The sequence below is a fragment of the Stenotrophomonas maltophilia genome (assembly GCF_023518235.1).
Taxonomy (GTDB): Bacteria; Pseudomonadota; Gammaproteobacteria; order Xanthomonadales; family Xanthomonadaceae; genus Stenotrophomonas.
The window spans coordinates 3,986,878-3,998,951 of record NZ_CP090423.1 but is presented as its reverse complement, the minus strand read 5'-3'; the positions used below and the strand labels follow the sequence as shown (position 1 = coordinate 3,998,951).

Sequence of the window (12,074 nt, the reverse complement as noted above, 5' to 3'; positions counted from 1 at the left end):
CACCGGGTTCAGCGCTTGGCCGCGGCGCTGACCTTCAATGCAGCGGCATCAACACGGGTCACGCCCTTGATGCCATTGGCGGTGGTGACCGCCTTGTCTTTCTCGGCCTGGCTGGCCACCGCGCCACTGAGGCTGACCACGCCGTTCACCGTTTCCACCTTGATTTCGGTGCCCGGCACGTTGCTGCTGGCCAGCAGGTCGGCCTTCACCTTGGTGGTGATCCAGGTATCGGTGACCGGTTCATTGGAGTCGTGGCGATCGGCATGGGTCGCCGGATGCGTGCTGGTCGGCGGGCTCTTGGCGGCCGGGTCCTTGGCGAATGCGGCGGAGGAAGACAGCGCCAGGCCCAGGGTCAGGGCCGAAGCAATCAGCGTACGGGTGGTATTGCTCATCGTGTCGTACTCCTTCGGGATGTGCTGCCAGTCTGGACAAATGCATGTGTGGCAGGCGTGGCGCCACGGTCATGCTGCTGTGAATCGAAACGTCTGCAGCGGCAACCGTTCAGTTTTGGCCTGCCAGCGCCCGTCGTTTACCCTGCCCTTCCCACTGCCGGAGCTCTGCCATGCGCCCCGACCTGCACCTGGCCCTGATCGGCTACGGCCTGGCCGGCCGTGTCTTCCATGCACCGCTGATCCAGCACACGCCCGGGCTGGTGCTGCACAGCATCGTCAGTTCGCAACGCGACACGCTGCTGCGCGCGTTCAGCGACGTGCACGTGCGCGCCACGCCGCAGGAGGTGTTCGACGACCCCGCAGTGGACGCGGTGGTGATCGCCACACCCAACCAGCAGCACGCCCCCCTGGCGATCGCGGCGCTGGCGGCGGGCAAGCATGTGCTGGTCGACAAACCGTTTGCACTCGACGTTGCCGAAGCCGAAGCAGTGCTGGCCGCTGCGCACGATGCCGGGCGCATCGCCACCGTGTTCCAGAACCGGCGCTTCGATGCCGACTTCCTCACCCTGCAGTCGCTGCTGGCCGATGGCGTGCTGGGTGAGGTGGCCGAGTGCCATGCCCACTTCGACCGCTACCGGCCGCAGGTGCGTGACCGCTGGCGCGAGCAGGAAGGACCCGGCAGCGGCCTGTGGTACGACCTGGGCCCGCACCTGCTGGACCAGATGCTGGTGCTGTTCGGTTGGCCGCAGGCCATCGATGCCGATCTGGCGGTGCAGCGCGAGGGTGGCCACGGCATCGACTACTTCCACGCCGTGCTGCACTACCCACGGCATCGCGCGATCGTGCATGCCGGTTCACTGGTGGCCGCCCCCACGCCGCACTTCAGCGTGCATAGCAGCCTGGCCAGCTGGATCAAGCACGGCCTGGACGTGCAGGAAGCGCAGCTGCGGCGCGGTGTTGCACCGGGTGCGCCGGGCTGGGGCATCGACCCGCGGCATGGCGAACTGGTGCGCCGCGATGCCGAGGACAACGTGCAGCGCAGTACCGTGGACAACCTGCCCGGCGACTACCGGCGACTGTACGCGCAGTTCGCAGCAGCGATGCACGGCGACGGCGAGCCCACGGTCAGCGCGGTGCAGGCACTGCAGCTGATGCAGTTGCTGCAGGCCGGCATGGACAGCGCGCGCGAAGGGCGGCGGGTGCGGTTGGGGTGACCGGCAGGGCTGCGCCCTGCATGCGCGGTAGTGCCGGCCGCTGGCCGGCAACAGCAACAGCCGGCTATCCGCGGGATGGCGGAGTGGGTCCGCCTTCGACAGATTTCTGCGGCCGTTGGTAGGTGTCGAGCTTGGTCGACACATCCACGCCATGCGTGGATGACGTGGAAGGGATCGACTGGCTTCATGGGGTCAGAGCCCTTTCCCGCGGAAAGGGATCCGACCCCGGTCGCGCGGCTTACGACTTCTTGATCGCGTGGCCGCCGAACTCGTTGCGCATCGCCGACAGCAGGCGGTCGGTGAACGAATTGGATTCGCGCGAGCGCAGCCGTTCCAGCAGCGAAAGGGTGATCACCGGTGCCGGCACGTCCAGCGCGATGGCTTCGGCCACCGTCCAGCGGCCTTCACCGGAATCCTCCACGTACGGTGCGATGCCGTCCAGCGATGGGTTGCGCTTGAGCGCCTCGGTGCTCAGGTCCAGCAGCCACGAACGCACCACGCTGCCGTGGCGCCACACCTCGGCCACCTGCGCCAGGTCCAGCTCCATCTCCTGCTTGCGCTCCATCAGTGCGAAGCCTTCGGCATAGGCCTGCATCATTCCGTACTCGATGCCGTTGTGGACCATCTTGGTGAAGTGACCGGCGCCGGACGGACCGACACGCGCCCAGCCGCGATCTTCGGCCGGTGCCAGCGTGCGCAGCAGCGGCGCGATCTGTTCCACCACCGACGCCTCGCCACCGACCATCAGGCTGTAGCCCTCCTGCAGGCCCCACACGCCACCGCTGGTGCCGCAGTCGACGTAGCCCAGATCGTCCTCGGCCAGCGCCTTGGCGCGGCGGATCGAGTCCTGGTAGTTGGAGTTGCCACCGTCGATGACGATGTCACCCTCGGCCAGGTGCGGGGTCAGCTGGCCCAGGGTCTGGTCGACCGTTTCGCCGGCCGGCACCATCAGCCACAGCACGCGCGGCACCGGCAGTGCGGCCACGGCGGCGGCCAGCGAATCAACCACCTCCAGGCCGGCCTCGGCAGCGCGCTGGCGTGCACCTTCGCCCGGGTCGTAGCCGACCACGCGGTGGCCGCCGCGATGCAGGCGCTGGGCCATGTTGGCGCCCATGCGGCCGAGGCCGATCATTGCAATATCCATTGTTTCACCTTCAGTTGGGGTCTAGGGTCAGGCTGCCTGGCCTGCCGGTAGCCGCGCAGTGGCGCAGCTGCGCCTCGCGCCAACGCCGGTAGAGCGTGGTATGCAGATTGTGCACCGCCAGGTCGATCGAAAACGGCGTGCGGGGGTTGCGATCGAGCAGGCGGGCGATGTGGTATCCGATGGGACGTATACCGCGTGGATGCACATAGATCACGAGCTGCTGGTAGAACGGATCGTCCAGCAGCTGGTCCATGCGCGCCAGCGTGGCGCGATGGCGCGGCGCCAGTGCGGCGCGCAGTTGCGCATCGCGCTCGAACAGCAGACGCTCGAAATAACGCATGCCGACGCGCGGCATGCCCTGCGCCAGCCGCCACAGCTCGGCATTGCGCTGGTCGTACCAGGCCAAGCCGCCGTGCAGGGCCAGTGCCTGCGCGGCGCCCTCGCCCACCTCGACCACGACGAAGTTCTCGGCCTGGTTGCTCAGGTCATCCAGGCTGCCCTTGTCGTACACGTGCTCGATGAAGCCGGGGACACCGACGAAGGCCTGCCGCCCCATCGCCGACGTGCGCACCGCCTTGCCATCGGCGAAGAAGTCGCCCGCATGCGCGCCGAGCAGGATGCTGTCGGTGTCATGCAGCGCCAGGAACGTGCCGATCGACAGTTCGGCGGGTTTGAACTCCGCATCGAATGCAGCATCGCCATACAGTTCGCGCTGGGTCGCCAGCTGCGCGACCTGGCGGCCCACTCCGCACTCGGTGCGCACGCGGCCGCTGTAGAACGCCTGCAACGCGCGGCTGTTGCCGTCGCTGGGCACAAAACCACGACCGAAACTGCGCGTGCGCTGCCAGCCCTGCGAAGGCGCGCCCTGCAGGCCGAAACCGATCCACCCCATCTGCAGGCCGGAGAAGCGGAAGCCTGTGTTGCCCTGCAATGCGGCCGTTGCACGGCCGGTGGCCGCGCCCAGTTCGAAGGCATAGGCGCAGACCGTGGCCGGATCGTCCAACAGCTGCTGCAACAGCGCCTGGCGCGATGCAGCCGGCAGATCCACAGGCCAGCGCACGTGCAGGTCACCTGCTGCCTGCGCCGCCGCCAGCGAGGCACGCGTGCACACCGGGCCGCCCTGCACCTCGGGCGCGGCAACCGGCGCGTCTTCGAAGCGCCAGCCCAGTCGCTGCAACAGGCCCTGCACGCAGTCGGTGGGCGTGGACGCGGCGCCCAGCGCAGGCACCAGCAGCAGCGCCACGCCCATCAGCCTGCCACGCACGCTCAACCCTGGTCCGTGGCCGCCGGTGCGGGTTCAGGGGCCGGCGGTGGCGGTGGCGGTGGCGGTGGCGGTGGTTTGCCGGAGTCTGCTGGCAGGTACTGTTGCAGGCGCTGGAAGAAGCGTCGATAGAACTCGGCATCGGTGACCGTGCTGCTGGCCACTTTCACCAGCGAGTCGTCATTGCTGCCGAACGGCAGCGATACCGAACCCAGCGCACCGACGCCGACACTGGCCGAGGTCGGACTCTTCTTCAGCGCGTAGCGGTCCTGCACGGCACTGACGAACACCAGCGCCTGGCTGCCGCGCGGCGCGCAGGAGATGCGCAGCACCAGCTGCTCGTGATCATCTTCGCGTGGCTGGAAATTCTTGTTCCCTTCCACCTGGGTGTCGTCGGCGCGGGCGATGGCATAGCCTTGGCTGAGCAGGGTACGGCGTGCCGCCTCGCAGGCCTCGCCGGGGCGACCCTCGACCGTGCGCGAGAAGGTATCGCCCGAATCAAAGGACTCGCGCAGTACGGTGCTGTCGGCGGCGCGACCACCGCAGGCCGACAGGATCAGGGCGCTGGACAGCGCCACGACAACGCTGGAAAGACGGGAGGCCCGCATGGGTACTCCTGCGAGGAGGGTACCGCCAAGGGTAGCCCTGCCCTCGTGTGCGGCAGGTCGAAACCGGCCCCCACGTTGGTCCCGGTTCATCCGCCGGGCATGGCCCGGCGCCACCGGGAAACAGTTCCTCAGACAAAGAAGGGCCGGCAATGCCGGCCCCTCGGGTCTCTCACCCGCTGAGCCGCTCAGTCCGCCCAGCGACCGGCACCGGTGGACTGCGGCAGCACCTGCGCCGACAGCGGGCGATCAGCCTCCAGAAGGTTCACTGCATCGGCCAGGATCGAGGCCGATTCACGCAGCAGCGGGTCCGGACGCTTCTCGGCGGCCTTCTCGCGCGCGGCATCCTTGACGATGTCACGCTCGTTGCCGGTCAGGCCGTCATCGCTGCTGTCATCGGCCAGCGGGTCCAGGGCCAGGCCCAGTTCCTTGCGCTGCAGCTGGCGCTCCTTGCGCTGGGTGTCCTGGCGCTCACGCTCGGCGCGGCGGGTGGCTTCGTTCAGCGAGATGTACTTCTTCGCCGCTTCGGTGCGGAACTGCTCCACATCCTCGTTCCACCACTGGAATTCCTTGTCGGTGGCGATACGCGCGTCGTGGCGGGTCTCCAGCTTCGGCAGCAGCGGCGCGAAGTTGCCGTACTGGGTGTGCGGCACGGCCGCGATGCGGGTCCACGGCAGCGCGTTGTCGTAGGTGCTTTCGCCGAACTCGGTGGCATCGACGCTGGCCGGGAAGGCCAGGTCCGGCACCACGCCCTTGTGCTGGGTGCTGCTGCCGCTGATACGGAAGAACTGGGCGATGGTCAGCTTCACCTGTCCAAAGCGCTGGGTTTCGCCACTCGGCCAACGGTCGAGGTCGACGATGTTCTGCACGGTGCCCTTGCCGAAGCTGGTCTCACCGATCACCAGGCCACGGCCGTAGTCCTGGATGGCGCCGGCGAAGATTTCCGACGCCGAGGCCGAACCACGGTTGATCAGCACGGCCAGCGGGCCGTCCCACGCCACGCCCTGGTTGCGGTCGCTGTTGACGGTGACGCGGCCACCGGACTCGCGCACCTGCACCACCGGGCCCTGCTCAATGAACAGGCCGGTCAGTTCGATCGCCTCATCCAGCGAACCGCCGCCGTTGTTGCGCAGGTCCAGCACCACGCCGTCCAGCTTGTCGTTCTTGAAGCCGGCCAGCAGCTTGGCCACGTCGCGGGTGGCCGAGGCATAGTCGGCCGCATTGCGGCGACGGCCTTCGAAGTCCTGGTAGAAGGTCGGCAGCTTGATCACGCCGACCTTGCGCGCCGGTTCGCCATTGGCGGCAGGAATGGTCATGGTCTCGCCCTTGGCGGCCTGTTCGGCCAGGCGCACCTTCTGCCGGGTCAGCACCAGCGTGTGGTGCTTGCCGTCGGCGCCTTCGGCGGCGGGGATGAATTCCAGCTTGACCTGGGTGTCCTTGGCACCGCGGATCTTGGCCACGACGTCATCGATGCGCCAGCCGATCACGTCCTCGACCTGGCCGGACTTGCCCTGGCCGACGCCGACGATGCGGTCACCCGGCTTCAGCGTGCCGTCCACCGCGGCCGGGCCACCGGCGATGATCTCGCGGATCACCACCACATCGTCCTGGCGCTGCAGCTGCGCACCGATGCCTTCCAGCGACAGCGACATCGCCTGGTTGAAGTTCTCGGCGGTACGCGGGGTGAAGTAATCGGTGTGCGGGTCGACCGCGCTGGTATAGGCGTTCATGAAGAACTGGAAGACGTCCTCGCCCTTCAGTTCATTGACCGACTTCTCCAGCGTCGCGTAGCGCTTGTCCAGCGTCTTGCGGATGTCATCGGGCTTCTTGCCGGCCAGCTTCAGGCGCAGCCAATCGTTCTTGACCGACTTGCGCCACAGCTCGTCGAGCTCGGCACTGCTGGCCGCCCACGGCACCTTCTTGCGGTCGTATTCGAAGCGCTCGTCGGTGGTGAAGTCCGGCTCCTGCTTGAGCAGCTTGCGCGCATAGGCCACGCGCTCGCCGACGCGCTGCTTGTAGACGGCGAACACCTGGAACGACGGCTCAAGCTCGCCGCCGCGGATGGCCGAGGCGATGTTGGCTTCAAACGGTGCGAAACGGGCCACGTCGGCCTGGGTGAAGTACTGCTTGCCGCCGTCCAGCGTCTCCAGGTAGCGCTTGAACACGTCCTTGGAGGTGGCCTCGTCCAGCGCGCGCGGGCGGTAGGCGTAGCGGCTGTCGGACAACAGGCCGTACACCAGCTTGGAGGTGGTGACCTGATCGGCGGTCGCCGCCGCAGGCAAAGCGGGCGAGTCGGCCTTGGCCGCCAGCGCCAACGGCGCAACCAGCGCCAGGGCCAACAGGAATGCGGGGGCTTTGAATTTCATTGACGTGCTCGAAGGCGCCTTGCCAAGGGGGAGACTGCAGGGTGTTCAGACACCCCGACAGTGCCGAAAGTTGCCGGGTTTGTCACCCGCCCACATCCGGCGGAAAACCAGCCTAGCGGGGCCGGTGTAGCAAATTGTGAATGGCTGAAGAGCAGGACAGCCGGAGGTGCCGTCTGTCCGGTTGCGGAGGGCATCGGGTTGCAAGCCCCCTGAGTCAGGGGGCGGCCGCGAAGCGGCGGGGGTGTGGGTGGTGGTAAGCCGGGGCCCACGGTGTGCGCAGCGCATCGTGGGAAGCGGTAGCGCGCATCGCGCAACCGCTTACCGGACGCCGGCGCCCTTGGCCTGCACGTCGGCGTGGTACGAGGAGCGCACCATCGGGCCGGAGGCCACGTGGCTGAAGCCCAGCTCGTAGCCGTAGTCTTCCAGCGCCTTGTAATCGTCCGGGGTCCAGTACTTCAGCACTGGGTGGTGGTGCGCGGTCGGCTGCAGGTACTGGCCGATGGTGATCATGTCCACGTCATGCGCGCGCAGATCACGCATGGTCGCCTTGATCTGTTCGAAGTCTTCGCCCAGGCCCAGCATGATGCCGCTCTTGGTCGGCACCTCCGGGTGCTGCGCCTTGAAGTTCTTCAGCAGGTTCAGCGACCACTGGTAGTCCGCGCCCGGGCGCACGTTGCGGTACAGGTCCGGTACGGTTTCGATGTTGTGGTTGAACACATCCGGCGGGTTCTGCGCCAGGATCTCCAGCGCGCGCTCCATGCGGCCCTTGCCGCGGAAGTCCGGGGTCAGCACTTCGATGCGGGTACCCGGCGACTTCTCGCGGATGGCGGTGATGCAGTCGACGAAGTGCTGGGCACCGCCGTCGCGCAGGTCATCGCGGTCGACGCTGGTCACCACCACGTACTTCAGGCCCATGTCGGCCACGGTCTGGCCGAGGCTGGCCGGCTCGTTGGCATCGGGCGGCTTCGGGCGGCCGTGGGCCACGTCGCAGAACGAGCAGCGGCGGGTGCAGACTTCACCCAGGATCATGAAAGTGGCGGTGCCGTGGCCGAAGCACTCGTGGATGTTCGGGCAGCTGGCTTCCTCGCACACGGTCACCAGGCGGTTCTCGCGCAGCTTGGCCTTCAGGTTCTGCACGGCATTGCCCGAAGGAATGCGCACGCGGATCCAGGACGGCTTGCGCAGCACCGGCGCGTCGGCGAACTGCACCGGCGAGCGGTTGATCTTGTCACCGCCCAGCTGCTTGACCCCGGCCTGCAACGGCGCGGCGGACGGAGAGTCGCCCTGCACGATCTGCAGGGGAATGGAACGGGCGGTGGTTTCAGTCATGGCAGTTCCGGGGGGCGGTCAGGCGGCCGCAGAAAGATCAGGCAGTTCCGGCGTGTGCTGCAGCAGCAGGCCGAACTGGCGGGCCAGGTGGTCCAGCAGCACCGGCTTGACGGCATCCATCCCGGAGGGGCCGCCCAAGTCTACCACCGAGGTCACCTGCAACCCCTGGTAGCCACAGGGATTGATGCGGTGGAAGGGTTCCAGGTCCATCGACACATTGAAGGCCAGGCCGTGGAAGGTGCAGCCGCGGCGCACGCGGATGCCCAGCGCAGCAATCTTGGCGCCACCGACATAGACGCCCGGGGCGCCCTCGCGGCGTTCGGCGCCGATGTTCCACTCGCCCAGGGTATCGATGAGGGCCTGTTCGATGCGGCACACGTAGTCGCGCACACCGATGCCCAGCCGCGGCAGGCGTAGCAGCGGATAGACCACGAGCTGGCCGGGGCCGTGATAGGTCACCTGGCCGCCACGGTCCACATGCAGCACCGGGATATCGCCCGGCGCCAGCACGTGTTCGTCCTTGCCGGCCTGGCCCAGGGTGAACACCGGGTCGTGCTCGACCACCCACAGCTCGTCGGCATCGGCGTCGCTGCGCTGGTCGGTGAAGCGCTGCATGGCGCGCCACACGGGCTCGTACGGCTGGCGGCCGAGGTCGCGGACCACCGCCGGTCGCGGCGCGCGGTCTTCCGGGGCGGCCGCGGCAGGGCAGCTGTCGGCTACAGCGTCCACTTCACTTCCGGGTGGTCGCGCAGCGCCTGGTGGGCCAGGTCGTACTGTTCGCGGCTTTCGGCCTTGAACACGATGCGGACGGACACGTACTTGCCGTTGGACGAATGCTTCCAGCTGATGCGTTCATTGACGACATCGATGCCGGCGGCCAGCAGCAGGCGGGGGAGCTCATGTTCCAGGCCGCGGTTGGCCGGGCCCATGGCGCTGAGCTCGAACTGGCCGGGGAACTGGAAGCCGTGGTCGGGGTTGTCGGACTTGATTTCCATGGCCCCATTATCGGGCCGCAGGGCAACAAACCCAAGAGTATTCATCAAAGTCAAAGGCGGCACCTGCGGGCTGCTGCGTTGCAGGCAGCGGCGGCACCCGCCGGCCACCCCAACGCCAGCTGACTGACACCGGCATGGCCCAGGGCGGCCCGGCCCGTGGCTTGGCCGGGCACCTGTAACGGATTGTGTCGTCCGGACAATGTTGTTTTCGGAACAGACAAGTGAGCGGAAAGCGCTCGTTCCGTCACAGGCGCACGAGTACCGTGTTGTTGCAGATAACGACAAACCCGTGCCCCCTTCCCCATGAGCATTCCATCCATGCGTAGCGTCGCAGCCCTCGGGCTGTCCGGCCTGTTGGCCGCCGCCCTCCCTCTTGCCGCCCAGGCCGCTGAACAATGCGGCCCGGACGCGATGCGCGACCACCCGCCCCAGGTCAACTTCCGCGTCGACAACGACCTGTTCGGTGGCCGCCACCAGGACCAGGGCTATACCAACGGCGCGCAGCTGACCCTGGTTTCGCCGAACCTGGTCGACTACACCGATGACCCCTGTCTGCCGCGCATGGCGCGCTGGGTGAACCAGTACCTGGAAGGGCTGCATCCGGGCAAGTTCGAGCAGCAGAACATGATCTTCAGCATCGGCCAGGGCATCTTCACCCCGACAGACCCGGCCCGGCGCGATCTGATCGAGGAGGATCGCCCGTATGCCGGCGTACTGCTGGCCAGCTTCGGTTTCAACGCGCGCAGCGGCGACCGCCTGCAGACCACCCAGCTGGCGCTGGGCGTGGTCGGGCCGTGGGCACAGGGCAAGCAGGTGCAGGATGCGGTGCACAGCCTGCTGGGTGACAAGAAGTTCGAGGGCTGGGACAACCAGCTGCACAACGAACCGGTGTTCATGCTGACCCACGAGCGCATGCGGCGCTGGCCGGCCGATGCCAGCATCAATGCCGGCGGCTGGGGCTGGGATGCAATCAGCCACTACGGCGGCTCGATCGGCAACCTGGAAACCAAGGCCAATGCCGGCGGCGAAGTGCGCTTCGGCTGGAAGCTGCCCGACGACTTCGGCAGCACGCCGCTGCGCCCGGCCGGTGAGAACACTGCGCCCACGCGCGGTGGCCGTCCCAGCGGCTGGTCCTGGCACCTGTTCGCCACCACCGATGCGGCGTGGGTGATCCGCGATATCACGCTGGACGGCAACACCTTCCGCAGCAGCCACAGCGTGGACAAGCGCCACGTGGTCGCCCAGGCCGGCTACGGCATCGCCGTGATGCGTGGACGCTGGAAGTTCGCGATGGCGCGCTACCACAGCACCCGAGAGTTCAGCGGCCAGCGCCAGTCACCGGTGTTCGGCAGCTTCACCATCAGCCGCTCGCTGTAGGTGCCGACCGTTGGTCGGCTGCGGGCATATCCCGGAGGGGTTCATGGGGGCCGACCAGCGGCCGGCAGGACCCGCAACCGCCATCCCGAAACGAAAAAGGCCGGCATTCGCCGGCCTTTTCCTTCACCACGCAGATGCGTGGATCATTCCGATTCCCACCACATCCAGAAGCTGTCCCACAGGCGCTTGAAGAAGCCGGCCTGCTCGACGGCAGCCACCGCCACCAGCGGTGCTTCGGCAACGACCTTGCCATCCAGGGTCACCTTCACGGTGCCGATCTGCTGGCCGGCGGTGAACGGTGCTTCCAGGGTCTTGGGCACGTCGATGCTCGGCTTCAGGTCGTTGTAGCGGCCGCGCGGCACGCTCACCAGCATCGGCTGGGCCACGCCCAGCTGCACCTTGTCGGTGGTGCCCTTCCAGACCTTGTGCTCGGCCACGGCCTTGCCCGGCTCGTACAGGCGGTGGGTCTCGAAGAAGCGGAAGCCCCAGTTCAGCAGGGCCAGGCTGTCATCGGCACGCTGCTTCTCCGATGCCCCCCCCAGCACCACCGCGATCAGGCGCTGATCGCCGCGCTGGGCCGAGCTCATCAGGCAGTAGCCGGCCTCGGAAGTGTGGCCGGTCTTGATGCCGTCCACGCTGCCATCGCGCCACAGCAGCAGGTTGCGGTTGGGCTGCTTGATGTTGCCGACCTGGAATTCCTTGATCTTGTTGTACGCGTAGGTTTCCGGGTAGTCGCGCACCATCGCCCGGCCCAGCAGCGCCAGGTCGTAGGCGGTGCTGTGATGGCCTTGCGCGGTCAGGCCGTGGGCGTTGACGAAGTGCGAATCCTTCATGCCGATCTTGGCGGCGTAGCTGTTCATCAGCGAGGCGAAGGCCTCTTCGCTACCGGCCACGTGTTCGGCCAGGGCGATCGCGGCGTCGTTGCCGGACTGGATCGCCATGCCCTTTTCCATGTCTTCCAGGCGTGCGGTCTGGTTGACCGGGAAACCGCTGTAGCTGCCGTCGGTGCCGGCGCCACCTTCACGCCAGGCGCGCTCGCTCATCATCACCTGGTCATCTGCACGGACCTTGCCGTTCTTGACCTCGGCGGCGATCACGTAGGACGTCATCACCTTGGTGATGCTGGCCGGGGCCAGCTGCTCGTGGACGTTTTCGCCGGCCAGTACCTGGCCGGTGGCGTAATCCATCAGTACCCAGGCCTTGGACACGCTCGGCGCCGGGGCCGGCGGAGTGGCGACGGTGGCCGGGGCGGCAGCGGCAGCGGCGGGCGCCGGCGTGGCCGGAGTCGGCAGCGGCGTCTGGGCGGAAGCCAGGCCCACCACCAGGGTGGCGGCCAGGGCGGTGGCGGCGGAACGGAAATTCATTGGACAGCAGGCTCCAGGGGACGGCCG

11 protein-coding genes are annotated in these 12,074 nt (G+C 67.6%); 2 read left to right on the top strand and 9 right to left on the bottom strand.

Annotated elements, in window-relative coordinates:
- Nucleotides 1-8 precede the first annotated feature (8 nt).
- A complete protein-coding gene (locus LZ605_RS18655; protein ID WP_249842834.1) occupies nucleotides 9-392 on the bottom strand; it encodes a BON domain-containing protein in 384 nt (127 codons plus the stop codon).
- 170 nt (nucleotides 393-562) lie between these two features.
- Here LZ605_RS18655 and LZ605_RS18650 point away from each other — a divergent pair, with 170 nt between their 5' ends.
- The gene (locus LZ605_RS18650; RefSeq protein WP_249842833.1) at nucleotides 563-1,606 is read left to right on the top strand and encodes an oxidoreductase; all 1,044 of its coding nucleotides are present in this window, start codon (nucleotides 563-565) and stop codon (nucleotides 1,604-1,606) included.
- Between the two features lie 238 nt (nucleotides 1,607-1,844).
- Here LZ605_RS18650 and gnd read toward each other — a convergent pair whose 3' ends face one another.
- From gnd to LZ605_RS18615, 7 genes are all read right to left on the bottom strand, one after another.
- A complete protein-coding gene (gnd, locus tag LZ605_RS18645) occupies nucleotides 1,845-2,750 on the bottom strand; it encodes a phosphogluconate dehydrogenase (NAD(+)-dependent, decarboxylating) (RefSeq protein WP_107231993.1) in 906 nt (301 codons plus the stop codon).
- 10 nt (nucleotides 2,751-2,760) lie between these two features.
- Nucleotides 2,761-3,999: a hypothetical protein gene (locus LZ605_RS18640; protein ID WP_249844949.1), complete on the bottom strand. Its 1,239-nt coding sequence runs from the start codon at nucleotides 3,997-3,999 to the stop codon at nucleotides 2,761-2,763.
- Between the two features lie 17 nt (nucleotides 4,000-4,016).
- Nucleotides 4,017-4,619: a DUF2242 domain-containing protein gene (locus tag LZ605_RS18635; RefSeq protein ID WP_249842832.1), complete on the bottom strand. Its 603-nt coding sequence runs from the start codon at nucleotides 4,617-4,619 to the stop codon at nucleotides 4,017-4,019.
- A 185-nt stretch (nucleotides 4,620-4,804) separates the two neighbouring features.
- Nucleotides 4,805-6,982, bottom strand: a complete 2,178-nt coding sequence (locus LZ605_RS18630) for a carboxy terminal-processing peptidase (protein WP_107231991.1) — start codon at nucleotides 6,980-6,982, stop codon at nucleotides 4,805-4,807.
- Nucleotides 6,983-7,300: 318 nt separating this feature from the next.
- Complete coding sequence (lipA, locus tag LZ605_RS18625; RefSeq protein WP_249842831.1) at nucleotides 7,301-8,311, bottom strand: lipoyl synthase; 1,011 nt, start codon at nucleotides 8,309-8,311, stop codon at nucleotides 7,301-7,303.
- Between the two features lie 18 nt (nucleotides 8,312-8,329).
- Nucleotides 8,330-9,040 carry a lipoyl(octanoyl) transferase LipB gene (lipB, locus tag LZ605_RS18620; protein ID WP_249842830.1) on the bottom strand — a complete coding sequence of 237 codons (711 nt, stop codon included), beginning with the start codon at nucleotides 9,038-9,040 and terminating at the stop codon, nucleotides 8,330-8,332.
- A complete protein-coding gene (locus LZ605_RS18615; RefSeq protein WP_005411067.1) occupies nucleotides 9,028-9,306 on the bottom strand; it encodes a YbeD family protein in 279 nt (92 codons plus the stop codon). The genes lipB and LZ605_RS18615 overlap by 13 nt, the downstream gene beginning before the upstream one ends.
- 318 nt (nucleotides 9,307-9,624) lie before the next feature.
- Between LZ605_RS18615 and LZ605_RS18610 the strand changes: the two genes are divergently transcribed.
- Nucleotides 9,625-10,683: a lipid A deacylase LpxR family protein gene (locus tag LZ605_RS18610; RefSeq protein ID WP_249842829.1), complete on the top strand. Its 1,059-nt coding sequence runs from the start codon at nucleotides 9,625-9,627 to the stop codon at nucleotides 10,681-10,683.
- Between the two features lie 143 nt (nucleotides 10,684-10,826).
- Here LZ605_RS18610 and LZ605_RS18605 read toward each other — a convergent pair whose 3' ends face one another.
- A complete protein-coding gene (locus tag LZ605_RS18605; RefSeq protein ID WP_249842828.1) occupies nucleotides 10,827-12,047 on the bottom strand; it encodes a D-alanyl-D-alanine carboxypeptidase family protein in 1,221 nt (406 codons plus the stop codon).
- Between the last annotated feature and the right edge of the window lie 27 nt (nucleotides 12,048-12,074).

Bases quoted from the DNA above. Each gene is read 5' to 3' on its own strand.
- LZ605_RS18655 (WP_249842834.1), bottom strand. From the start codon at position 392: ATGAGCAATACCACCCGTACGCTGATTGCTTCGGCCCTGACCCTGGGC.
- LZ605_RS18650 (WP_249842833.1), top strand. From the start codon at position 563: ATGCGCCCCGACCTGCACCTGGCCCTGATCGGCTACGGCCTGGCCGGC.
- lipA (WP_249842831.1), bottom strand. From the start codon at position 8,311: ATGACTGAAACCACCGCCCGTTCCATTCCCCTGCAGATCGTGCAGGGC.
- LZ605_RS18635 (WP_249842832.1), bottom strand. From the start codon at position 4,619: ATGCGGGCCTCCCGTCTTTCCAGCGTTGTCGTGGCGCTGTCCAGCGCC.
- gnd (WP_107231993.1), bottom strand. From the start codon at position 2,750: ATGGATATTGCAATGATCGGCCTCGGCCGCATGGGCGCCAACATGGCC.
- LZ605_RS18605 (WP_249842828.1), bottom strand. From the start codon at position 12,047: ATGAATTTCCGTTCCGCCGCCACCGCCCTGGCCGCCACCCTGGTGGTG.
- LZ605_RS18610 (WP_249842829.1), top strand. From the start codon at position 9,625: ATGCGTAGCGTCGCAGCCCTCGGGCTGTCCGGCCTGTTGGCCGCCGCC.
- LZ605_RS18630 (WP_107231991.1), bottom strand. From the start codon at position 6,982: ATGAAATTCAAAGCCCCCGCATTCCTGTTGGCCCTGGCGCTGGTTGCG.
- LZ605_RS18640 (WP_249844949.1), bottom strand. From the start codon at position 3,999: ATGGGCGTGGCGCTGCTGCTGGTGCCTGCGCTGGGCGCCGCGTCCACG.
- LZ605_RS18615 (WP_005411067.1), bottom strand. From the start codon at position 9,306: ATGGAAATCAAGTCCGACAACCCCGACCACGGCTTCCAGTTCCCCGGC.